Source organism: Bacillus sp. PS95, assembly GCF_037963565.1.
GTDB classification, from domain to species: domain Bacteria; phylum Bacillota; class Bacilli; order Bacillales; family Bacillaceae; genus Bacillus; species Bacillus subtilis.
In genome coordinates, this window is sequence record NZ_CP150160.1 from 3,481,525 (window position 1) to 3,504,988 (window position 23,464).

Annotated in this window: 23 protein-coding genes; 9 read left to right on the forward strand and 14 right to left on the reverse strand. The window is 44.9% G+C overall.

Annotation, left to right across the window (positions count from 1 at the left end; translation table 11 throughout):
• The 8 genes from NSQ12_RS18190 to NSQ12_RS18225 form a co-directional block, all read right to left on the reverse strand.
• Positions 1-1,035: a glycosyltransferase family 2 protein gene (locus tag NSQ12_RS18190; RefSeq protein WP_032726900.1), complete on the reverse strand. Its 1,035-nt coding sequence runs from the start codon at positions 1,033-1,035 to the stop codon at positions 1-3.
• Between the two features lie 24 nt (positions 1,036-1,059).
• On the reverse strand, positions 1,060-2,163 hold the full coding sequence (gene epsG / locus NSQ12_RS18195) for a biofilm exopolysaccharide biosynthesis protein EpsG (RefSeq protein WP_041055100.1): 1,104 nt from the start codon (positions 2,161-2,163) through the stop codon (positions 1,060-1,062).
• Entirely contained in the window at positions 2,160-3,314 is a 1,155-nt protein-coding gene (locus tag NSQ12_RS18200; protein WP_128422414.1) for a glycosyltransferase family 1 protein, read from the reverse strand. The genes epsG and NSQ12_RS18200 overlap by 4 nt, the downstream gene beginning before the upstream one ends.
• Positions 3,307-4,143 carry a glycosyltransferase EpsE gene (gene epsE / locus NSQ12_RS18205; protein ID WP_032722561.1) on the reverse strand — a complete coding sequence of 279 codons (837 nt, stop codon included), beginning with the start codon at positions 4,141-4,143 and terminating at the stop codon, positions 3,307-3,309. The genes NSQ12_RS18200 and epsE overlap by 8 nt, the downstream gene beginning before the upstream one ends.
• Positions 4,140-5,285, reverse strand: a complete 1,146-nt coding sequence (locus NSQ12_RS18210) for a glycosyltransferase family 4 protein (protein ID WP_033883461.1) — start codon at positions 5,283-5,285, stop codon at positions 4,140-4,142. The genes epsE and NSQ12_RS18210 overlap by 4 nt, the downstream gene beginning before the upstream one ends.
• 11 nt (positions 5,286-5,296) lie before the next feature.
• Positions 5,297-7,117, reverse strand: a complete 1,821-nt coding sequence (locus NSQ12_RS18215) for a nucleoside-diphosphate sugar epimerase/dehydratase (RefSeq protein ID WP_171518537.1) — start codon at positions 7,115-7,117, stop codon at positions 5,297-5,299.
• Positions 7,118-7,351: 234 nt separating this feature from the next.
• Positions 7,352-8,035 (reverse strand): protein tyrosine kinase EpsB, encoded by a 684-nt coding sequence (gene epsB / locus NSQ12_RS18220; RefSeq protein WP_003228249.1) that lies wholly within the window; start codon positions 8,033-8,035, stop codon positions 7,352-7,354.
• Positions 8,036-8,040: 5 nt separating this feature from the next.
• The gene (locus NSQ12_RS18225; protein ID WP_003228247.1) at positions 8,041-8,745 is read right to left on the reverse strand and encodes a YveK family protein; all 705 of its coding nucleotides are present in this window, start codon (positions 8,743-8,745) and stop codon (positions 8,041-8,043) included.
• A 245-nt stretch (positions 8,746-8,990) separates the two neighbouring features.
• Here NSQ12_RS18225 and slrR point away from each other — a divergent pair, with 245 nt between their 5' ends.
• From slrR to NSQ12_RS18240, 3 genes are all read left to right on the forward strand, one after another.
• A complete protein-coding gene (slrR, locus tag NSQ12_RS18230; RefSeq protein WP_003228245.1) occupies positions 8,991-9,449 on the forward strand; it encodes a transcriptional regulator SlrR in 459 nt (152 codons plus the stop codon).
• A gap of 74 nt (positions 9,450-9,523) precedes the next feature.
• On the forward strand, positions 9,524-10,993 hold the full coding sequence (pnbA, locus tag NSQ12_RS18235) for a para-nitrobenzyl esterase (protein WP_088327016.1): 1,470 nt from the start codon (positions 9,524-9,526) through the stop codon (positions 10,991-10,993).
• Between the two features lie 2 nt (positions 10,994-10,995).
• Positions 10,996-11,187 carry a hypothetical protein gene (locus NSQ12_RS18240; protein WP_003228241.1) on the forward strand — a complete coding sequence of 64 codons (192 nt, stop codon included), beginning with the start codon at positions 10,996-10,998 and terminating at the stop codon, positions 11,185-11,187.
• A gap of 26 nt (positions 11,188-11,213) precedes the next feature.
• Here the strand turns inward: NSQ12_RS18240 and padC are convergent, their stop codons facing one another.
• From padC to NSQ12_RS18260, 4 genes are all read right to left on the reverse strand, one after another.
• Complete coding sequence (padC, locus tag NSQ12_RS18245) at positions 11,214-11,699, reverse strand: phenolic acid decarboxylase (protein ID WP_015384708.1); 486 nt, start codon at positions 11,697-11,699, stop codon at positions 11,214-11,216.
• A gap of 22 nt (positions 11,700-11,721) precedes the next feature.
• Positions 11,722-12,177 (reverse strand): DUF3237 domain-containing protein, encoded by a 456-nt coding sequence (locus NSQ12_RS18250; RefSeq protein WP_033883464.1) that lies wholly within the window; start codon positions 12,175-12,177, stop codon positions 11,722-11,724.
• Between the two features lie 130 nt (positions 12,178-12,307).
• The gene (gene racX / locus NSQ12_RS18255; RefSeq protein ID WP_088327018.1) at positions 12,308-12,991 is read right to left on the reverse strand and encodes a broad specificity amino-acid racemase RacX; all 684 of its coding nucleotides are present in this window, start codon (positions 12,989-12,991) and stop codon (positions 12,308-12,310) included.
• 15 nt (positions 12,992-13,006) lie between these two features.
• The gene (locus NSQ12_RS18260; protein WP_088327020.1) at positions 13,007-14,362 is read right to left on the reverse strand and encodes a serine hydrolase; all 1,356 of its coding nucleotides are present in this window, start codon (positions 14,360-14,362) and stop codon (positions 13,007-13,009) included.
• Positions 14,363-14,900: 538 nt separating this feature from the next.
• Here NSQ12_RS18260 and sacB point away from each other — a divergent pair.
• The 6 genes from sacB to NSQ12_RS18290 all read left to right on the forward strand — a co-directional run bounded on the left by sacB (position 14,901) and on the right by NSQ12_RS18290 (position 21,033).
• A complete protein-coding gene (gene sacB, locus NSQ12_RS18265) occupies positions 14,901-16,322 on the forward strand; it encodes a levansucrase (protein WP_001022105.1) in 1,422 nt (473 codons plus the stop codon).
• A gap of 73 nt (positions 16,323-16,395) precedes the next feature.
• Positions 16,396-17,946, forward strand: a complete 1,551-nt coding sequence (gene levB, locus NSQ12_RS18270; protein ID WP_088327021.1) for a 2,6-beta-fructan 6-levanbiohydrolase — start codon at positions 16,396-16,398, stop codon at positions 17,944-17,946.
• A 107-nt stretch (positions 17,947-18,053) separates the two neighbouring features.
• Positions 18,054-19,616: an aspartate/proton symporter AspP gene (gene aspP, locus NSQ12_RS18275; RefSeq protein ID WP_003228228.1), complete on the forward strand. Its 1,563-nt coding sequence runs from the start codon at positions 18,054-18,056 to the stop codon at positions 19,614-19,616.
• Positions 19,617-19,710: 94 nt separating this feature from the next.
• Positions 19,711-20,295, forward strand: a complete 585-nt coding sequence (locus tag NSQ12_RS18280) for a TetR family transcriptional regulator (protein ID WP_003244443.1) — start codon at positions 19,711-19,713, stop codon at positions 20,293-20,295.
• Positions 20,296-20,377: 82 nt separating this feature from the next.
• The gene (locus tag NSQ12_RS18285; protein WP_038429685.1) at positions 20,378-20,713 is read left to right on the forward strand and encodes an SMR family transporter; all 336 of its coding nucleotides are present in this window, start codon (positions 20,378-20,380) and stop codon (positions 20,711-20,713) included.
• Positions 20,713-21,033: a QacE family quaternary ammonium compound efflux SMR transporter gene (locus NSQ12_RS18290; RefSeq protein ID WP_003228222.1), complete on the forward strand. Its 321-nt coding sequence runs from the start codon at positions 20,713-20,715 to the stop codon at positions 21,031-21,033. The genes NSQ12_RS18285 and NSQ12_RS18290 overlap by 1 nt, the downstream gene beginning before the upstream one ends.
• Before the next feature lie 35 nt (positions 21,034-21,068).
• Here NSQ12_RS18290 and NSQ12_RS18295 read toward each other — a convergent pair whose 3' ends face one another.
• The gene (locus NSQ12_RS18295; protein ID WP_003243249.1) at positions 21,069-21,581 is read right to left on the reverse strand and encodes a DUF3231 family protein; all 513 of its coding nucleotides are present in this window, start codon (positions 21,579-21,581) and stop codon (positions 21,069-21,071) included.
• Between the two features lie 251 nt (positions 21,582-21,832).
• Positions 21,833-23,176: an FAD-binding oxidoreductase gene (locus NSQ12_RS18300; RefSeq protein WP_029725961.1), complete on the reverse strand. Its 1,344-nt coding sequence runs from the start codon at positions 23,174-23,176 to the stop codon at positions 21,833-21,835.
• Between the last annotated feature and the right edge of the window lie 288 nt (positions 23,177-23,464).

Sequence of the window (23,464 nt, forward strand, 5' to 3'; positions counted from 1 at the left end):
TCACCCTCTGTTTCTCATTTTGTACTCGATCACCCGCTGATACACAGCCGATGCCATAGCGACGAACGGAATCATTCTGTATTTCGCCATCAGAAGAAGGCATGACCGTTTTGCGTCAAAAGGAGCAGTACCCGTTTTTGAAAGACTTTCTTGAAACACCGGGTCCGCGCATATCACGCCAACATTTCTAAGCTTTTCAAACAGCCGGCGGCTGCCGCTCGTTTTCCATTCATTCAGCATACAGATGCTGCTGTGAAGAACGATAAAGGTATCAAGCTCCTTGCGATACTCCTCCAGTTTGTTGTTCTCCTGTAAAAACGCCGCATTCGCCTCATACAGCGCAAGTCCTGATTCAAACAATTTTTTCTGATAGCGCTGCACAATGGAGGAAAGGTGAATTCGGTAATGATAGAGCGGCGTTTTTACGTAGGATACTGAGCGGGCGAAAAAATGAGCCCTGAAGCTGAAAAACTGATCCTCGACATGCTCCAGCTCGCCTCGGAGCGGAAACGACAGCCGATGGGCTTCAATCATGCTTCTTCTGTACAGTTTGTTCCATGAAAACCCTCTGACCTTCCCTTCGAATAACGCCTTGATATAGTGCTCCTTCGGCTGATCCTGATAGGTTTGGGCAATGTCTGAGTCCATGGTTTTGCCAGTGTCCTCAAACTCTGCGGCGTAATTGCAAATGACCAGATCAGTTTCATCGCCTGCTGCCCGGAGCATCTGCTCGCAATAATCAGGCTCAATCCAATCGTCTGAATCGATAAACGCGATAAATTCGCCGCGTGCAGCTTCAATGCCTTTATTCCGAACCGCACCGAGTCCCTGGTTTTCCTGATGAATCACCTTGAACCTGTTGTCCATTTTGGCGTATTCTTCTGCGATATCCGGGCTGGCGTCAGCTGAACCGTCATTGACAATGATGATTTCAATATTGTCCACTGTCTGGTTCCGCAGTGATTCGAGACACGTTCTGATATATGTTTCTGTGTTATAAACAGCGACTAACAGACTAACCGCAGGTGTTTCCATAATGACCGGCTCCTCTTGCATAAATTACCGGGAAAAAATCGTTCTGTAAGGCAGAACGGATGAATCAACCGGCATAAGCAAATAACTGTAAAGAAAATAACAAACAACGATAGCGATATAGATAAGGGCGTTCGATTTTTCATCAAATATCCTGACAAAATAAGGGACTAAGATCATTTGATACAGACCGAAATAAATATTGAATCTGGCAAAAATCACGTCCTTTGTGGCCAAAAGGCCGAACAAAAAACCTAGCAGGCACAAATTGACGACAATATCAATTTGCGGCCACAGACTCCGCAGTCGTTCTTTATAGCAAAATGCAAGGAACAGCGGCAGAACCAAAACAGCGATTTTGATCACATTCATTCCATTTGTGTTCGTCATGAGCCATTTTTCATAATGGCTGTATGAGCTGTTTTCAAGTACAACGACAAACACAGAAATAAATTTTTGATATAAAAATGTCATGCCGAGAAATAAAGCGGATAGGCCGAATATCGCCGGAGACCAGGCTTTTCTTCTGACAATAAAGTACACCGGAATCATAATCAGCGCCGACGAATGAAAGAGCGAGCTGACCAGCACAATCAGGAAATATCGCTTCCAGTTCCCGCTGATGATATAACGGATCGCCCAAAACAAAGCAGCTGCGACCATGTATTGCCTGATGCCGTTAAAAGACGCGTAGTAATGAAAGGTTCCCAAAAACAAAAAGACACTCAGCTCAAACGGCCTGCCATAGTCGGCGAGTGTCTTCATAATAAAGCTGTAGGTCACGACCGCCACCGTAAAATACATGATTTGAGGATCTTCCGTGATGAAATTCATCAGCCAAAGGAGTGCGGTAAACCCCGGATCTGTCGCTGTTTTCGCTGTGCCGTAACCGAATATTTGCCACACATTTTGATAATCGCCCGCCAATTCGTACAGCAGCGTGTACGTCTGAAAATCCGTGCCGACTCGATAGCGGAGACCTGACACGAGCACAAGTGAAGCGAGCGGAATCCAGATCAAAAGCTTATTCGGCCGATACCCCGTGGCAAGCGAATCGTCACGGCCGCCGCACATTTTAGCGAACCAAGACCAAATAAATACAATCCCCATATTGACGGCATATACAATCATCGGTTATGGTCCTTTTCCGTGCTGATGTTGTATACATTCAGCAGCGCTCCTACATTTTGCTGTGCATCGTAGCCAAGTTGAGCGAGTGTTTCTTTGATGAACTCACGCTTCGGCCTGCCTGCGGCGGCCGCTCTTGCAATGGTTTCAGCCCAGACGCTGATCGACTCAGAAAGACTTAATCTTGTGACAAGCCCGAGACCGGCGTCGACTTTTTTTGTAATGCTGTCTGAAATGATGCATGGAAGCCCCGATGCCTGCGCTTCCACAAGCACAACCGGCAAGCCTTCGTACAGAGACGGCATGACAAATACATCGAATGTTCGCATCAGTTCATGGATCCGTTCTTCCGTGCCTAAAAAGAGGACGTCTGATAGTAAATTCTGCTGCCGCGCCTCCTCCTCTATCTCCCCGCGCAACGGCCCGTCTCCCGCCAGAACGAGCTGAAAGCGAACGCCTCTTTCCTTGAGATGTGCGGCAAGCTTCAGCAGGAACGCGTGGTTTTTCACTTCATGAAACCGGGCCACATGGCCAATGATGAGCCGGTCGGCTGCAATGCCGCGTGCTGCTTTTTCTTCATCAGCCGCCTGCCCATTTGGGGCGAACAACTCAAGGTCAATCCCGTTAGGAAGAAGGTGAACACGCTCCCGCTCCATATTGGACTGTCCAAATAAAAACCTGCCCGCATCCTCTCCGCAGGCACACAGCGCTGTCGCATTTGCCAAAATGAGCCGCCTGAACACGAGCAGCTGCAATCGATCCTTCCAGTTGAAGCCGGTCTTCCAAGACGTATTGTGGGAGTGGCATACCCTGACCGGCACTCCGGCGAGCCTTGCCGCAAGGGCGATAAAACCCGTTTGGAAATCCGTGTGCGCATGAACGGCGCTGAACGGCCCATTTTCTTTTATCGCGTTTCTCACATTCCTCACAAATGTAAGGGGATTGCTTTGCCCAATGCTCGGGACATAAAAAAGCCGCCCGCCTAAAGATAAAATCTCTTCATCATAAGCGCACGGATCATTTCGATACGTTAAAAAATCAAATTGCACTTTGCTTTTGTCCATCTTCCGATATAAATTCATTACCATGGTTTCCGCGCCGCCCCTGTTCATGCCGCTGAGAACATGGAGCACGCGCTTTTGGCTGCTATTCATGCTTGACAAGCCCTTCCTTTTGGTTCATCACTCTTTTTTTATGGTAGCGATTCATCACGGCTGGAGGCATAAAGGCGCGGATTAACGGTTTTGCGATATATATGTAATCAGATAAAGGAAGCTTCAAGCGTCTGCACGCCTGATAGACAAGGATGGCATTGTCAATTGAATACGTAAATGACCGCCGTTTGAATGCATCGCTGTCTTCCCTCACTTTATACAAGGCTTCCTGAAGATTATAGCCCCTGAAGCCCTCTTCAAAAAAGCGAAGCCACAAATCAATATCTTCCATTCGTCTCGTCCGCCGCACCGACCGGTAGCCTTTCAGCGTGCGGTAGGCACTCGCTCTCATCATAATCGTGCCATGGCAAAATGGGGTCCCTTTTGCCATGATGCCCGGCTCCGGAACAGAAGGCAGAATGCGGGCGCCTCTTACGCCAAATTCATCAAACACAAGCATGCCGGTGCCAACCACCTGATAATGTCGGTGCTTTTCTAAAAACGCGACCTGCTTTTCCAGACGGCGCGGAAACGAAAGGTCATCTCCATCCTGACGTGCGATATAATCGCCTGTCGCATGCGAAAGACAATGATTTAATGATGCGGCAAGCCGCTTATTTGTTTTGTTTTGAATCAGTTTGATGCGGTCGCTGTAATGAGCGGCATACTGCTTCGCGATGCGGAGCGTACCGTCTGTTGACGCATCATCGCACAAAATCAGCTCCCAATTTTTATAGGATTGGCTGAGTATGGATTCTATGCTTTCTGCCAATGTGCGTTCGCAATTATAAATGCCCATAATGACAGAAACTTTCGGTCCTGAGTTCATACGCTTTTCTCCTTTGTATCCATATCCATGTACGCGGAATAAATATCTGCCATTTCTTCCACCGTTCGCGCCTCCGAGAAGCGCAAGGCTGTTTTTCGGCCTTCCTGTCCCAGCTTTCGGCAGAGCTCCGGCTTATGGTAAAGCTGTTCAATCCGGCGGGCAAAAGCAGCACTGTCACCGATTTTGATCAGAAAACCGTTTTCTCCGTCGCGGATGATTTCCCGATGCCCGCGATTATCTGTGGCGATCGCCGGTTTTTCTGCCGCCATTCCCTCAAGCACATTCATACCGAGGCCTTCTCTAATGCTGGATGCGACAGATACATCCGCAAGCTGAATCAACTCATGTATGTCGCTGCAAAAGCCGTAAAAACAGACATTGGCGGAGGCACCAAGCTTTTCAGCTAACGTTTGATACGTATGTTCCATTGCCCCTTCCCCGGCAAACACAAGGCGGAGTGAGGGAATTTTTTCTTTTAGCAAGGCTGCGGCTTCAATTAACTGCTTCTGGTTTTTGTTCAGATTGAGCTCAGCCGGATAAACCAATATAAAATCATCTTCACGGAACCCGTGCTTTTCTCTGAGTCTTTGCTGCTCTATCGGACTGACAGGCCGGAAACGCTCGGTGTTGACGCCAATGCCGTGAATTTTCTGCGTCCTTCCGCCCGGCCTTTGAAGTCCTTTCGCCCGTATGTAATCCTCTTCATTAATCGTAATCAGGCAGTCTGTATATGCTGAAAGCCATTTCTCAACCGGATAGTAAAGAAGCCAATTTTTCATCGGTGCCCCTTTGCAGAAGTGAAATCCGTGCGCTGTGTACAGCACCTTTGTTCCGTGCCGCCGTGCCTGCCTCGCCGCCAGTCTGGCGAGAACGCCGCCGACCGGTGTATGGCAATGGACAATGTCGTATTCATAGGTGTCAATCACTTTCTTCAGCTGCCTATAAACGGCCAGGTTCTGAGGGTCAAAAGGTGACCTGCGAATCGGGATGGAGAATTTCTCATCCACATACGGCAGCTTGGTTTGTCCGTTCGCGGCGACATGAACCTCCCAGCCCATTTGCTTGAACCATTTAAAATAAGGGAGGTGAAAGGCCTTAAAATGATAATCAACAGTCGCGCAAAACAATATCTTTTTCGTCATTTTCACTCCCCCTAATGAACGCTGGCAGCCGTCATTTCTTCTGATGTATTGATTGCAGCAAACAGCCTCGCTCTCAGGTCGGCTTCCGGCAGCTCATGAAAATCCTCGATAAAGCGCATCAGCACCGGCCAATCGCCGTCCACCGCTTTACCGATGTGAATTTTTGGAAAGATTTGTTCAGCATGGACTTCATTTTTGTTCAGCAATTCTTCATACATTTTTTCGCCCGGACGAATGCCAGTGAATTCGATTGGAACCTGCTCAGTCGTGTAGCCGGACAAATGAATGAGGTTTTTGGCAAGATCCACAATCTTTACGGGCTCTCCCATATCGAGAACGAAAATTTGACGCCCTTTCGCCAGTGCCCCAGCCTGAATCACAAGCCTTGATGCCTCGGGAATCGTCATGAAATAGCGGGTCATTGCCGGATGTGTTACTGTCACCGGGCCGCCTTTTTCAATCTGTTTTTTGAAAATTGGAATGACGCTGCCGCGGCTCCCGAGTACATTGCCGAAGCGAACAGCAACAAATTTGGTTCTGCTGACTTTCCCAAGATTCATAATAATCATCTCTGCGAATCGTTTTGTCGCCCCCATTACGTTGGCTGGGTTCACCGCTTTGTCCGATGAAATCAGCACGAATGTCTCAGTTCCCGACATATCGGCTGCTTCCGCGACATTTTTTGTTCCGATAATATTGTTTTTGACCGCCTCTTCTGGATTGTGTTCCATTAAAGGCACATGCTTATGGGCAGCTGCATGATAGACAACATGCGGCTCGTATTTTTTCATCAAGGTAAACATTTTATCGCGGTCCTGCACATCAGCGATTTCCGTATGGAACACAATGTGTTTGCCGAATCGTCCATTCAGCTCTGTATAAATCGAATGAATGCTGTTTTCCCCATGGCCGAGCAGAATAATTTCCTTAGGCTGAAACGCGCTGATCTGACGGCAGATTTCCGAGCCGATTGATCCGCCCGCTCCCGTGACGAGAACTGTTTTTCCTTTGATGCGGTTCGAAATTTCGCTAGTGTCGAGGGTTACCGGCTTTCTGCCGAGCAAGTCCTCAGCTTTTACATCTCTGATTTGTCCTGCAGTTCGTGTGCCAAGCAGCATTTCATCAAAATGAGGCATAATTTTAATGCTTACTCCGGTTCGCACACATTCTTTATATAACACCTGAAGCTCATGGGTGCGGAGTGAAGGGATGGCAATAATAATATAATTAATTTTGAGCTTTTGCACCGCAGGCATGATACTTTCTTTACCGCCGATTACGGGCAGTCCCATAATTTCTAATTTATGCTTCGTTTGGTCGTCATCAATAAAAGCGACAGGTATGATATCAGGTTCATCTTTCGAAAGCAGCTGCCTGACCATCAGAGTCCCACCTGAGCCCGCCCCGATAATCAGCGCGCGGGACGAGGCGCAGCGTTTTTTCCTGATGCTTTCGTTTAATACTCTGGATAAAATACGGGTCCCTCCAATAGACAAAAGCTGAAGCACCCAGCACGCGGTTAACAGACGGAAGAACATCGTGTGATACACAGCATACTGAATGATACCGGTCACAGCGGCGGAAAGCGTAATGCCCTTAAGCAGGACAATCAGCTCGCCAAGTCCGGTGTATGTCCACACCTGTTTATACTGATTGAACAGGAAAGCACACACATGATAGCTGAGGAGCAAGCTGACAGCGGTAAGCAGTAATGCTCCGGAGTCATAAAATTGATAGGAATCTTTTAAAAATTGATATCCTGCAATAACTGAATTTAAAACGAGGTAAGTATCCAGCGCAATAATCATTGACAGTCTTCTCCGGTAACTCAACCTTTTCCCCCCTAATTCTTTTATCGGCTTAGCTGCGGCGGTTTTCGTCTCTCCAAAAAATCGGCAGCAGCTAAACCGACAACACGTCCTATGTATATATCAGATAAGTGGGCATTTAACCCATCCTCACGCCCCGCCAGCGACGACCAGCATCTAAGGCAGCAACTTCAGCTGCCCACAGCAGAGCCGAGTGCCTCCATTGATACAGGTCAGGAGACATCACCTTTACAAAAACTAGTAGGAATAGTGTTCCGATTTTTTCATTTTCTTTTTGTTTAAAAGAGCGCCTAACAGCTTCGCATTGGATTGTTCCAGTGCATCTTTTGCTTTCAGAACGGTATCGGTTTTTGTTTTTCCGCTTAAAACGACGAGCACGCTGCCGTCTGTCTGATTTGCTAGAATCTGAGCATCTGCAACAGCCAAAAGAGGAGGGGAATCAAAGATGACGAGGCTGAATTGTTCATAGATCTCAGATATTAAATCTCCCATTGCTTTTGAAGACAGCAGTTCTGCCGGGTTTGGCGGGGTCGGCCCGCTTGTCAGTACATATAAGTTATCGATCGGCGTCTTTTGCACCGTCTCACTGAGTGAAGCATTGCCGACCAGCACATTTGTCAGCCCGGTTACATTATCAACCTGAAACGTCTGATTGATGGTCGGCTTTCTTAAATCGGCATCCACCAGCAGTACTTTCTTTTCCTGCTGCTGCGCAAAGACAGCCGCAAGATTCGCTGCACTGAACGATTTACCTTCACCAGGCACAGAGGAGGTGACGAGGATAGATCGCAAGTTGGTCTGGACAGATGAGAACTCAATGTTTGTCCGAATGGTGCGATATTGTTCCGCAACAACTGATTTATTGTGTAAAACAGATATTTGAGCCAAACCTCGCCTTGCTTTCTTTTTTCTAAAGATCACTCGCTTCACTCCCCGAAATGTTTTATCCCGCGATTCCGCCCTTTGTGGACATCAGGAACGGAGCCTAAGCATGGCAATCCGGTTCTCTCGCTGAGCTGCCGTGCGCTTTTGCATGTATCATCGAGAAAATGCAGAAAAAATGCCAGTGTAATGCCGCCCATGACAGCAGCGCCAAAAGCCATGACCATATTTCGCAGCCTGGCCGGCTTGATCATCGGGCTTTCAGAAGCCTTCGCCTCTGATAATATATGTACGCCTTGTACATTCATTCTTTCATCTACTTCTTTTTCAAACTTGTTCACTAACGTGTTCGCAATCTCAGCTGCTTTCGCCGGATCGTGATCCTGAACGGCAACGTTGATTATTTCTGATTCATTTTCACTGCTGGTAACCACTTTTCCTTTCAGCGAGGAAGCCGATTCAGATAGGTGCAATTCCGCCTTAACTTCTTCCATCAAGGCAGTGCTTTTCATAATCGATTGGAACGTGCTGCTATACTGAAGATTTCGCTGGATGTCACTGAGATTCGAGTTTTCTTCACCGTCTGATTCATGAACCAGCACCTGTGTCGACGCCTGGTAGGTCGGTGAAATGACCTTAAATTGCACAAAACCCATAATAAGGGTGACGCCGATTGTGATGAGCAGAATCAGCACGAATCTGTGTCTGACAATCGCATATAATTCTTTGAAACTCATATTCTCATTCATGTATTCATAGCCTTCAGCCTTCCCGCGGCTGGCTTCCCGCGCCCCTTTCTGTTAATGATTGGATTATAAAAGAAAACGTTATTATTTAAAAATTGCAAAATAAGCCAATAAGTTCTCTTTAGAGAACAAAATCATGATTTTCCTCTAATTTACTGCACTTCCCTTATTATTTTAAATTTTATAAAGAACGAAAAATTCCTTATAATGAACGAAATAACGACAGGAATAGAGGAGAATTTCATATTATGATTGGAAGAATTATCCGTTTGTACCGTAAAAGAAAAGGCTATTCTATTAATCAGCTGGCTGTTGAGTCAGGCGTATCCAAATCCTATTTAAGCAAGATTGAAAGAGGCGTTCACACGAATCCGTCCGTTCAATTTTTAAAAAAAGTTTCTGCCACACTGGAAGTTGAATTAACAGAATTATTTGACGCAGAAACAATGATGTATGAAAAAATCAGCGGCGGTGAAGAAGAATGGCGCGTACATTTAGTGCAAGCCGTACAAGCCGGGATGGAAAAGGAAGAATTGTTCACTTTTACGAACAGACTCAAGAAAGAACAGCCCGAAACTGCCTCTTACCGCAACCGCAAACTGACGGAATCCAATATAGAAGAATGGAAAGCGCTGATGGCGGAAGCAAGAGAAATAGGTCTGACTGTCCATGAAGTCAAATCCTTTTTAAAAACAATGGGAAGATGATGATCGGTTAAGGGCTAACGTTCGCATCTATAGGGTAAATCTGTTTATAATGGGTGAAAAAGGGAGAGAGCACAATGACTCATCAAATAGTAACGACTCAATACGGCAAAGTAAAAGGCACAACGGAAAACGGCGTACATAAGTGGAAAGGCATCCCCTATGCCAAGCCGCCTGTCGGACAATGGCGTTTTAAAGCACCTGAGCCGCCTGAAGTGTGGGAAGATGTCCTTGATGCCACAGCGTACGGCCCTATTTGCCCGCAGCCGTCTGATTTGCTCTCACTGTCGTATGCTGAGCTGCCCCGCCAGTCCGAGGATTGCTTGTATGTCAATGTATTTGCGCCTGACACTCCAAGTAAAAATCTTCCTGTCATGGTGTGGATTCACGGAGGCGCTTTTTATCTAGGAGCGGGCAGTGAGCCATTGTATGACGGATCAAAACTTGCGGCGCAGGGAGAGGTCATTGTCGTTACACTGAACTATCGGCTGGGGCCGTTTGGCTTTTTGCACTTGTCTTCATTTGATGAGGCGTATTCCGATAACCTTGGGCTTTTAGACCAAGCCGCCGCGCTGAAATGGGTGCGAGAGAATATCTCAGCGTTTGGCGGTGATCCCGATAACGTAACAGTATTTGGAGAATCCGCCGGCGGCATGAGCATTGCCGCGCTGCTCGCTATGCCTGCGGCAAAAGGCCTGTTCCAGAAAGCAATCATGGAAAGCGGCGCTTCTCGAACGATGACGAAAGAACAAGCGGCGAGCACCTCGGCAGCCTTTTTACAGGTCCTTGGGATTAACGAGGGCCAATTGGATAAATTGCATACGGTTTCTGCAGAAGATTTGCTAAAAGCGGCTGATCAGCTTCGGATTGCAGAAAAAGAAAATATCTTTCAGCTGTTCTTCCAGCCCGCCCTTGATCCAAAAACGCTGCCTGCTGAACCAGAAAAAGCGATCTCAGAAGGGGCTGCTTCCGGCATTCCTCTATTGATTGGAACAACCCGTGATGAAGGATATTTATTTTTCACCCCGGATTCAGACGTTCATTCTCAGGAAACGCTTGATGCAGCACTCGAGTATTTACTAGGGAAGCCGCTGGCAGAGAAAGCTGCCGATTTGTATCCGCGTTCTCTAGAAAGCCAAATTCATATGATGACTGATTTATTATTTTGGCGCCCTGCCGTCGCCTATGCATCCGCACAGTCTCATTACGCCCCTGTCTGGATGTACAGGTTCGATTGGCACCCGAAGAAGCCGCCGTACAATAAAGCGTTTCACGCATTAGAGCTTCCTTTTGTCTTTGGAAATCTGGACGGATTGGAACGAATGGCAAAAGCGGAGATTACGGATGAGGTGAAACAGCTTTCTCACACGATACAATCAGCGTGGATCACGTTCGCTAAAACAGGAAACCCAAGCACCGAAGCTGTAAATTGGCCGGCGTATCAGGAAGAAACAAGAGAGACGCTGATTTTAGATTCAGAGATTACGATCGAAAACGATCCCGAATCTGAAAAAAGGCAGAAGCTATTCCCTTCAAAAGGAGAATAAATATGGGGAAAACAGGATACATTGGTGCTGCCATTGTTGTGGCAGCTTGTATCATTATTTTGTCGGCCGTGGTATGTTTACGGGACACAGTCTATTACCAGCCTATGCGCTGGACTGGCATCATACTGTTTTTCGCGGGAATTGTGATGGTTCCCGCATACTCAGCAAAAAGAAAACCCGGAAAAGAGAAGTAATTCTCTTTTCCGGGTTTTTATGTTTATTATAATTTTCCCGCGCGAATATCGTCTGTCATTCCCTCATAAGGAGCCTTCGAAATCACTTCTTCGTTGTCGACTCCTTCATTTTTCAGAAATGTAATTTCCGCAAATTCAGGTACAACGTATTTTGGATACGTTTCATATTTTTCGCGGGATTCTTCCATCAAATCAATGTGGTCATTTTGGTAGCAAACCGTAATTTCAGGATGTTCATGCACCCATTTCGGGAAGAAAATAATGCCGTGCATGCGTTTTTCATTTGGCATAAAGTTTAATGAAACATCCGTGCCAGTCGGCTCTGTCCAAGACACTTTATATACGCCTTCTGTCAGTTTGACAATATTCACTTCCTGATCCCGAACCCAGCGTCCGGCAACCATTCCGCTATGAATTCTATAATCAATTGTATGGTCGTTTTTAATATAAATCTCGTATTCCCAGCCGTTTTCATACGTATAAATCATGTGGCTTCCGATAAAGTTTTCCATTTTTCACACTCTCCTTAGTCTTTTACTGCACTTCATAAATGTCTAGTCGAACGTAATCAGGGGTTCTTTCTGCGGAACCGATAAACAAGCGGTCATGGAGCCATTGATAGGCTTCACTGCCTGTTTCAAACGTCGGTACCGTACGGAAATAAACATGCTCCGGATCAATAATTTCCCCGGCTGCCGCTTGTTTTCGAAACGGCTCGCTGACTTGCCGTATTCCATTGTTTTCAATGTAAATCAGTTCATGATCTGCTGTTTCGATCACATACCTGGCAGATAAATCGGTTCTGCCGTCAGCGCGAATCATTTGCGAATCGGCACCGCTCGGCAAAATACGTCCCTTTACTTCCCCGGTTATTGTTCCCGAACGAATCGGAATGAATCGTCTCAGTCCCAGGCCTGTCTCACCAATCGTGATAGGCGGATCAACCTTGATTTCTAAAGAGGCGAATGGTTTTAAAACCGGCTTCTTCACGAGAACCACCTCACCTTCAGAAAAAATCATGTAACTATTTACATGTTTAATTTAACACTATTGCAGTTAACTGTCAAACAATAGGAACATAAAAAAACAAGGACTGTTTGAAGACAGTCCTTGTCTGAAGCTAGCTTTGATATGCAAGATATGTGCTGACAGTGCTTTTTGCAAGACAGGCAGAGGAATCTATAATCGGAATCTCACTTTGAATATGATCTAACACCGCATTTAAATCCGTGCAGGCTGAAATGATGATGTCTGCATGCTGACTGATTTCTTCATATAGCGTCTGCCACAATGCTTGTGTATGCTCCATATGATTAGGCTGTTTGATTGCGGCGATAAGCTGGTTCACAACCTGCTGCCAATGGTCCTTGTGAACAACTTCTTGTCCATTTGCCTTCAGAACTTTTTGGTAGATGGCGGATTGGATGGTTGGCTCTGTTCCTAAAACCACCGCTTTTTTTGCAGGATGCGGAATCTCTTTTATCGTTTCCTCAACGATATGCAACATAGGAACCGACAATGCCTGCTGAATCTCTTCATAGTAGATATGCGCCGTATTACAAGGCAGCGCAATGAAATCCACGCCTGTTTTCTCGAGCTTTACCGCTCCGTCGATAATCGCTTTTTTCATCTCGTCATGGTCAATTGGACGATCTGCATAGAAGGGCGTCGGGCATGAATAGATCATCATGTGCGGGTAGTCAATATCGTTTGAAGCCCCATACAGCTTCTGACAGTAATCAATCACCTTATCAATAAACGGCGAGGTCGATTTCGGCCCCATTCCGGCTAATATTCCGATCATCAAATTCATTCCTTTCTAATTTGTACGGACCGCTTCTTCTTCTGAGCCATCCTCATAGAGGATAAAGCTTTTCGCAGCATCCCCGCCTAACATAAACTCGACTTCAACAGACAATGCTCGCAGAAAGAAACGGGTTTCCGAGGAAGGGAATAACTCCAGTCTCAGCTGTCCGGTGATCTCCAAATAAAGCCGTTCATTCTCGGCTGTCACCTGTGCAGCCGTTCCATCCTGCAACAGGTAGCTGCCAACATAGCGGCTGTATATCGCCGTATCAATTGCTTTTTTCTTTTTATCAGCAGGACGTTCCGGGACCTCATATGGCTGGCCAAATAGAATATGTTCCGCCGCCTTCAGAATCGCTTGTTCATATTCAGTATCCTCTTCCTTATTACTCAAATAGATCAGTGTTTTACGATGATCGATATATCGGATCATCAACGTCGAATAGCCGGGCCATCCTCCGCTGTGGCTGACAATCCGCCCTTTTTCAGGACTATTTTGCAGTACCCAGCCAAAGCCATAATCAATTGTTTCTCCATTGTTGAGGCGCACTGGAGAAAACGCAGATTCCTTAGAAGCCTTGCTGATGAAATCGTCCTGATATAAAGCCTGATCAAATCGAAACAAATCGCTTGTGACAGAGTTCACCGTCCCATCTCCCTGTATGCCATCGAGATACACAACATAGTTCGTTTCCTCCAGCTCATCAGGGAGGACGTATGTTTCGGAATGTACATCATACACATATCCATATGCATAATGATCAATTCGCTCAGGCGAAAGCCTCCTGTTATACACTCTTGTTTCATTCATGCCGATCGGTGAAAAAATACTTGTTTTCTTAAAATCCGCATAGCTCATGCCAGATGCTTTTTCAATGATAAATGCCAGCAGCACATACCCCGTATTGCTGTACATCCAGCCTTCATTCGGTTCAAAATAACCAGATAGCCCCTCATTCATCAGCATATCGACAATATCCTGATTCACCGCAATCTTGTGTGAATCCCAATTGGCAAAAAACCATCCCATATAATCAGGAAGCCCTGACGTATGGTTCAATAAATGCCGAATCGTTACGCCCTGATACGGAAAACCGGGCAGCCAGCGATCCACTTTATCTTCATAGCCAAGAATCCCCTTCTCCTCCAGCAAGATGATTCCCAATGCTGTAAAAGGCTTTGACAAAGACGCTAACTCAAACAAAGAGTTGGTTTGCAACGGGCGTTTTTCCGTCATTTCCGCATAACCAAAAGAGTGATGATATAAAATATCGCCACCCTCCGCAGCCAGAACCGCCCCGTTAAACTGATGTTTTTCGCCTAATGTCTCAAATAACGTCTGAAGATGCTTTCTTTTATTCTGCTTCATTCCTCCACCTCCCATATCTCTGTACGTTACTAACCTACTAACGTTTCAAATATTTTGAAAAACCCTTCAGTTAGAGATCCTTTTTAACCCATCACATATACCTGCCGTTCACTACTATTTAGTGAAATGAGATATTATGATATTTTCTGAATTATGATTAAAAAGGCAACTTTATGCCCATGCAACAGAAGCTATAAAAAATACAGAGAATGAAAAGAAACAGATAGATTTTTTAGTTCTTTAGGCCCGTAGACCGTAAATACTTTTATGATTTTCTATCAAACAAAAGAGGAAAATAGACCAGTTGCAATCCAAACGAGAGTCTAATAGAATGAGGTCGAAAAGTAAATCGAGCGGGTTTGTTACTGATAAAGCAGGCAAGACCTAAAATGTGTAAAGGGCAAAGTGTATACTTTGGCGTCACCCCTTACATATTTTAGGTCTTTTTTTATTGTGCGTAACTAACTTGCCATCTTCAAACAGGAGGGCTGGAAGAAGCAGACCGCTAACACAGTACATAAAAAAGGAGACATGAACGATGAACATCAAAAAGTTTGCAAAACAAGCAACAGTATTAACCTTTACTACCGCACTGCTGGCAGGAGGCGCAACTCAAGCGTTTGCGAAAGAAACGAACCAAAAGCCATATAAGGAAACATACGGCATTTCCCATATTACACGCCATGATATGCTGCAAATCCCTGAACAGCAAAAAAATGAAAAATATCAAGTGCCTGAATTCGATTCGTCCACAATTAAAAATATCTCTTCTGCAAAAGGCCTGGACGTTTGGGACAGCTGGCCATTACAAAACGCTGACGGCACTGTCGCAAACTATCACGGCTACCACATCGTCTTTGCATTAGCCGGAGATCCTAAAAATGCGGATGACACATCGATTTACATGTTCTATCAAAAAGTCGGCGAAACTTCTATTGACAGCTGGAAAAACGCTGGCCGCGTCTTTAAAGACAGCGACAAATTCGATGCAAATGATTCTATCCTAAAAGACCAAACGCAAGAATGGTCAGGTTCAGCCACATTTACATCTGACGGAAAAATCCGTTTATTCTACACTGATTTCTCCGGTAAACATTACGGCAAACAAACACTGACAACTGCACAGGTTAACGTATCAGCATCAGACAGCTCTCTGAACATCAACGGTGTAGAGGATTATAAATCAATCTTTGACGGTGACGGCAAAACGTATCAAAATGTACAGCAGTTCATCGATGAAGGCAACTACAGCTCAGGCGACAACCATACGCTGAGAGATCCTCACTACGTAGAAGATAAAGGCCACAAATACTTAGTATTTGAAGCAAACACTGGAACTGAAGATGGCTACCAAGGCGAAGAATCTTTATTTAACAAAGCATACTATGGCAAAAGCACATCATTCTTCCGTCAAGAAAGTCAAAAGCTTCTGCAAAGTGATAAAAAGCGCACTGCTGAATTAGCAAACGGCGCACTCGGCATGATCGAGCTAAATGATGACTACACACTGAAAAAAGTGATGAAACCGCTGATTGCATCTAACACAGTAACAGATGAAATTGAACGCGCGAACGTCTTTAAAATGAACGGCAAATGGTACCTGTTCACTGACTCCCGCGGATCAAAAATGACGATTGACGGCATTACGTCTAACGATATTTACATGCTTGGCTATGTTTCTAATTCTTTAACTGGCCCATACAAGCCGCTGAACAAAACTGGCCTTGTGTTAAAAATGGATCTTGATCCTAACGATGTAACCTTTACTTACTCACACTTCGCTGTACCTCAAGCGAAAGGAAACAATGTCGTGATTACAAGCTATATGACAAACAGAGGATTCTACGCAGACAAACAATCAACGTTTGCGCCAAGCTTCCTGCTGAACATCAAAGGCAAGAAAACATCTGTTGTCAAAGACAGCATCCTTGAACAAGGACAATTAACAGTTAACAAATAAAAACGCAAAAGAAAATGCCGATATCCTATTGGCATTTTCTTTTATTTCTTATCAACATAAAGGTGAATCCCATATGAACTATATAAAAGCAGGCAAATGGCTAACCGTATTCCTAACCTTTTTAGGAATATTGCTGTTTATCGACTTATTTCCAAAAGAAGGACATGACCAAAAAACAAAATCAAAACAGAAGCCGGACTACCGGGCGGCATATCATTTTACGACGCCGGATAAATGGAAAAATGACCCTCAAAAACCGATCTATTTTGATGGCAAGTATCATTATTTCTATCTATATAACCGGGATTACCCAAAAGGCAACGGCACAGAATGGCGCCATGCCGTCTCAGAGGATTTGGTGCACTGGACCGATGAAGGCGTGGCGATTCCGAAATATACAAACCCGGACGGTGACATTTGGACCGGTTCCGTCGTGGTTGATAAAGAGAACACAGCCGGCTTTGGGAAAAATGCGCTTGTCGCGATTGTGACACAGCCCTCAGCCAAAGACAAAAAACAGGAACAATATTTGTGGTACAGCACAGATAAGGGAAAATCATTCAAATTCTACAGTGGCAACCCCGTTATGCCTAATCCGGGTACAGACGATTTCAGAGATCCGAAAGTCATATGGGATGACCAAGATAACAAATGGGTCATGGTCATGGCTGAAGGATCAAAAATCGGCTTTTATGAATCCGATAATCTTAAGGACTGGCATTACACAAGCGGATTCTTCCCAGAACAGGCGGGAATGGTGGAATGCCCCGACCTCTACATCATGCGGGCAAGCGACGGAACGAATAAGTGGGTTCTCGGTGCCAGCGCGAATGGCAAACCGTGGGGCAAACCAAATACGTACGCCTACTGGACCGGAAGCTTCGACGGAAAAGAATTCAAAGCGGATCAGACTGAAGCCCAATGGCTTGACTATGGCTTCGACTGGTATGGCGGTGTGACGTTCGAAGACAGCAAAAGCACAGATCCATTAGAAAAGCGGTATGCGCTTGCCTGGATGAACAATTGGGATTATGCCAACAACACCCCGACAATGAAGAACGGCTTTAACGGCACAGATTCTGTCATACGCGAACTCCGGCTGAAGGAGCAGGATGGAACATACAGCCTCGTCTCACAGCCGATTGAAGCTTTGGAGCAGCTGACTGTTTCAACTGACGAAATAGAGGATCAGGATGTGAACGGATCAAAAACATTGTCGATAACAGGTGATACGTACCAGCTTGATACGGATCTTTCTTGGTCAGAGCTAAAGAATGCAGGCGTCAGGCTCAGAGAATCAGAAGACCAAAAACGCCATATTGATGTCGGTATTTTCGCTGAAGGCGGCTATGCTTATGTCAATAGAGCAGCCACAAATCAACCTGACAAAAGCAATACCTATGTCGAAAGCAAAGCTCCTTATGATGTAAACAAACGTAAGGTGCATTTGAAAATACTTGTCGATAAAACAACGATAGAAGTATTTGTTGGCGACGGGAAAACCGTTTTTTCAAATGAAGTCTTCCCAAAACCTGAAGATAAAGGAATTACCCTTTATTCTGACGGCGGCACAGCCTCCTTCAAAAATATAACAGTGAAACACTTTGATTCGATTCATGAATAAAAACAGGGGCGGCGCAGGCTGCCCCTGTTTTTTTATTAGGAGCGGTATTCTCTGTTACATATTGGGCATTGTAAGGAATATAAGGCTGGTTTCAAAGGAGGAAGCGAATGTCTAAACAAGGAAATTTTCAAAAATCAATGTCGCTGTTTGATCTGATTTTGATTGGGATGGGAGCCATCTTTGGATCAGCGTGGCTGTTCGCTGTCAGTAATGTCGCTTCAAAAGCAGGGCCCTCCGGCGCTTTTTCCTGGATCCTCGGAGGAGCCATTATTTTGTTAATCGGGCTTGTATATGCGGAGCTCGGAGCCGCTCTGCCCCGTACCGGAGGCATCATTCGATACCCCGTTTATTCACATGGCCACCTTGTCGGCTACTTAATTTCGTTTGTCACGATTGTCGCTTATACAAGCTTGATTTCAATTGAAGTGACAGCTGTGCGCCAGTATGTGGCCTATTGGTTTCCCGGCCTGACCATTAAAGGATCTGATTCGCCGACCATTTCCGGCTGGATCTTGCAGTTTGCCCTATTATGCTTGTTTTTCCTGCTGAATTATTGGAGCGTCAAAACCTTCGCTAAGGCGAATTTCATCATATCGATTTTTAAATATATTGTGCCGATTACCATCATTATTGTGCTGATCTTTCATTTTCAGCCTGAGAATTTATCCGTTCAAGGATTTGCACCGTTTGGATTTACAGGTATTCAGGCTGCCATCTCGACAGGCGGCGTCATGTTTGCGTATCTCGGCCTGCATCCGATTGTATCTGTAGCAGGTGAAGTCCAAAATCCAAAACGCAATATCCCGATCGCTTTAATCATTTGCATCATCGTTTCAACCATCATTTATACTGTTTTGCAGGTCACCTTTATTGGTGCAATCCCGACAGAAACACTGAAACATGGCTGGCCGGCAATTGGCCGGGAGTTCTCATTGCCGTTTAAGGATATTGCGGTCATGCTCGGGTTAGGCTGGCTTGCAACGCTTGTCATTTTAGACGCCATTCTGTCTCCCGGAGGAAACGGGAATATCTTTATGAATACGACATCCCGCCTTGTTTACGCCTGGGCGCGTAACGGCACATTATTTGGCATATTCTCAAAGGTCAATAAAGATACGGGGACACCCCGCGCTTCGCTTTGGCTTTCGTTTGCCCTGTCCATTTTCTGGACACTTCCCTTTCCTTCGTGGAACGCGCTCGTCAATGTCTGTTCAGTCGCGCTCATTCTTTCATATGCGATTGCACCCATTTCTTCAGCTGCGCTGAGGGTCAACGCGAAGGACTTAAACAGGCCGTTTTATTTAAAGGGAATGAGCATTATCGGGCCGCTTTCCTTTATATTTACAGCGTTTATCGTGTATTGGTCAGGATGGAAAACAGTCTCCTGGCTGCTCGGTTCACAACTCGTGATGTTTTTGATCTATCTCTGTTTCAGCAAATATACGCCTAAAGAAGATGTCAGCCTTGCTCAGCAGCTGAAATCAGCCTGGTGGCTTATCGGGTTTTATATTATGATGCTAATCTTTTCCTACATCGGTTCTTTCGGACATGGTTTAGGGATTATCAGCAATCCCGTCGACCTCATTTTAGTCGCGATCGGCTCACTTGCGATTTATTACTGGGCAAAGTATACCGGGCTCCCAAAAGCCGCCATTGATTATGATAAATAAAGAAGCAAGAGGTTTTCTTGCTTCTTTATTCTTTACAAACAAACATACACGCGATAAAATGAATGAGAGTCAGTCATTACTGGAGGTGTTCCTCATGCCAAAACAAACATCGGGTAAATACGAAAAAATTTTGCAGGCGGCCATAGAAGTCATTTCTGAAAAAGGCCTCGACAAAGCTTCTATTTCTGATATTGTCAAAAAGGCCGGCACTGCCCAAGGAACATTCTATTTGTATTTTTCATCTAAAAATGCCCTCATACCGGCCATTGCAGAAAATCTTCTCACCCATACACTTGATCAAATCAAAGGTAGGCTGCATGGGGACGAGGATTTTTGGACCGTTTTAGATATATTAATTGATGAGACATTTCTCATTACAGAACGCCATAAGGATATTATTGTCCTCTGTTATTCCGGGCTTGCGATCGACCACTCCATGGAAAAATGGGAGACGATCTATCAGCCTTATTATTCCTGGCTTGAAAAAATCATCAACAAGGCCATTGCAAACCATGAGGTAACGGAAGGAATCAATTCAAAATGGACGGCCAGAACGATTATCAACTTGGTCGAGAATACTGCAGAACGATTCTATATCGGATTTGAACAAGATGAAAATGTTGAAGTGTATAAAAAAGAAATCTTTACTTTCTTAAAACGGAGCTTAGGTACTGCTTAAAAAATGACTGGGTAACACCGCTCATTTTTTAATATTCTAAAAATGACTGACGTTCATTCATAAAAATAGAGAGGTGTTTCATTTGAATTGGGTTCTTGTTTTTATTGCAGGGCTTTTAGAAGTTGTTTGGGCCTCTTCCCTCAAACATGCCGATTCGCTTTTGGATTGGATCATCATTTTTATCTTAATCGCGGTCAGCTTTATCCTGTTGATCCGCTCTTATCAAAAAATCCCGATGGCCGCGGCGTACACTGTGTTTGTGGGAATCGGAACCGTCGGAACATATCTGACTGGAATTGTTCTGGGCGAATCCTTCTCAGCAGCCCAAATGTTCTTTTTAGCTTTATTGCTGGCTGGCATTTTAGGAATGAAATTATTTACGAAAGAAAGCGAATCTCAGCCGGGAGGTGAACAATAATGGCATGGTTTTTATTAGTGATTGCCGGCATAGAAGAAATTATAGCTGCCATTGCCATGAAATATATAGACGGAACAAGAAAAAAATGGCCAATCATTGTGATGACTGTTGGATTCGGCTTATCCTTTTACTGCCTTTCCCAAGCGATGATCGTCCTGCCTGCCGGAGTCGCATATGCCGTCTGGACTGGCATTGGAAGCATTGGTGTTTCGGCGGTCGGGCTCATCTGGTTTAAGGAGCGGTTTCAGCTTTCACAGGTGATTTCACTTTGCCTTATCCTAGCTGGCGTCATCGGCCTGCGTCTTACGTCATCTTCATAAAATCAAGGCATATACAGCTGTATATGCCTTTGCCATTAAGCTTCGTGATGTTTTTGAAGATGAAGCGGCGGTGGGATGAGCCAGCCTTTGTTTTTTAGCAGCCTTAAGTATTTTGCGCCGGTTGCCGCTTTCGACATATGAAATTGCCCAAACATCATGGCAATATCCTCACGAATCGATTGCCCCATCATTTTGCTGCATGTCACCAGACCTGCAGCATTTTCTGCTGCCGCGGAGGCCGCCACATCCGGATCGAGAAACCGTGCGCCAGGCGGAATGTCGTTAAGATCTGCTGTCGGCGGTTCAGGAGAAGCCGGCGGCAGCGCCACCCCGTTTTCTTTCAGGATCGTGCTGACCTGTTTGATTTCATCTTGGCATTTCTCAATAGACTCACGAAGCAGTTTCTTCAGGTCGTCATCACCGACATGATTCAATAGCATTTGGTAATTGCCGACCATTTTATTGCCCGCCATCACATAACTCCACAAGCCGAATACCTCACCGTAATGCATCGGTTCATCCTGCGGATTTCCGCTTAAAATACCCATGTTCATCCTCCTCCCATATTCAATATTGCACATTTCATAACGTGCCCAAGCGGAGGAACATTTATGTTTCAGCGGAAAAGATTTATGAAATGAAACAAAACAAAAAAGACAAGAGTGGCAAGTTGCCAAACCATTGTCTTTCCTGTTGTTTGATTGGACGCACTGAAGGGATTCGCACCCCGACAGACAAGATACCGGAAACCATTCAAGTGCTTTTTAATATGAGTCATTGATTCTGTCTTTAATAAACTTTAACGAGATGGCGGGATGCTTTGCGGAAAACGAAATACATTTTCGGGGTCATATTTCGCCTTTATTTCTCGAAGCCGCGCAAAGTTTGCGCCATAATATTCTTTTCCGAAGTTTTCAATGTTTTGATCTGGAACATTAACATATGAACCTGCTACATATGGTTGCATCAGCTGACGCACTCTTTCAACTGATGCAAGATTTGAATCTTCTTGTGATTTATTTTTCCAACTAGCCGTCCATTCCGTATAAAATATTGGATGGCGCCAAAAAAAGGCAGTTTCGTCTTTAGGGACTCTGCTTATAGCACCACCCCAATTGATAAAAAAGAAATTGGCATCTGTTCCAGTAGCATCTTCCAAAAATTTTCTCATGATTGAAATGGGTTCGTCAGACCAAAAATCATGACCCCAAGCCGAGGAGAATTTAACACTCTGATCATTTCTGCCAGGGATGGGTTCGTCAGGGTCTAAGAAATCTATAGCATCTGGATAGTATAATGTTTTGATATCTGCTTCTGTTGGAGTTCCCGCATGTAATAAAGGTTTTAATAATCGAATCAATTCAGTTTTCGAACCGAGGAAAATTCCTTCTGCATGACACAAACCATTTATTTTGCTGTAAATTTCAAGGTAGCATCCTAATCGTTCATCTACAAACGGAGCCCATTTCTGCCAAGCTTTAAATACCGTTTCTAATTGTTCCCACGGCCAGATAATATTGAAGACGGTTGCAGTTTTAGGGGCACGATGAACTTTGAATGTATATTGGGTATTATATCCAAAGTTACCTCCTCCTCCGCCTCTAGAAGCCCATAGCAAATCCTCATTGTGAGATTGATCTGCATGAATAATCCTTCCTTTTGCATCTACCGTTTTCAGCGCGAGAAGGTTATCACTTATAAGGCCAATCGATCGTGAGAGTACACCAAATCCGCCGCCCATCGTAATTCCCCCGATTCCAACTGTTGGGCTATCTCCAAACGGAGCCATAAAACCGTCTCGAGCTAATCCCTTTACAAGCGGGCCAACGGGAATACCAGTTTGAACGGTTGCAATCGCGTTCTCTTCATCTAAGAAAACTTTATTCATGTCACTCACATCAATAACAATTCCTCCACTTACTACTGAAAGGTTCTTATCTAAAGCATGGCGACCGCTTCTGACACGTAAGGGCACTTTATTCTCACGAGCCCATTTAATGGCATTACTTACATCGTATGAATTTTGCGCAAAAACAAAGACAAGAGGATAGACATCCACATAAGGGTTCCAATTCTTAATAGCCTCTGTATAGCCGGGGTCTCCTTTGAAGATTACACGCCCTGTCAACTGTGTTGATCCCATATATTATTTCACTCCCAAAGAAATTCGATTCAGATACTAAAATATGCAGGAGCTGGATAATCGCATAGACAAATGATCTACGAACTATAAATATAATACGCTAAGGCCTTTTTCGTCGGTAAGGTCTGCTGAGAAACATTTTTCAAACAATTTTGAGCAAACTTCCTGTCCAATCCTCCAACAAGCGTTTTTTCTTATCGTTTTTAGGAGCAGTGTCCAGTTTTTTTCGGAGTGAATATTCGTTTAGGCCAAAAGAAAAGAGCGATGAAGAAGTGTTTAGTACCAGAG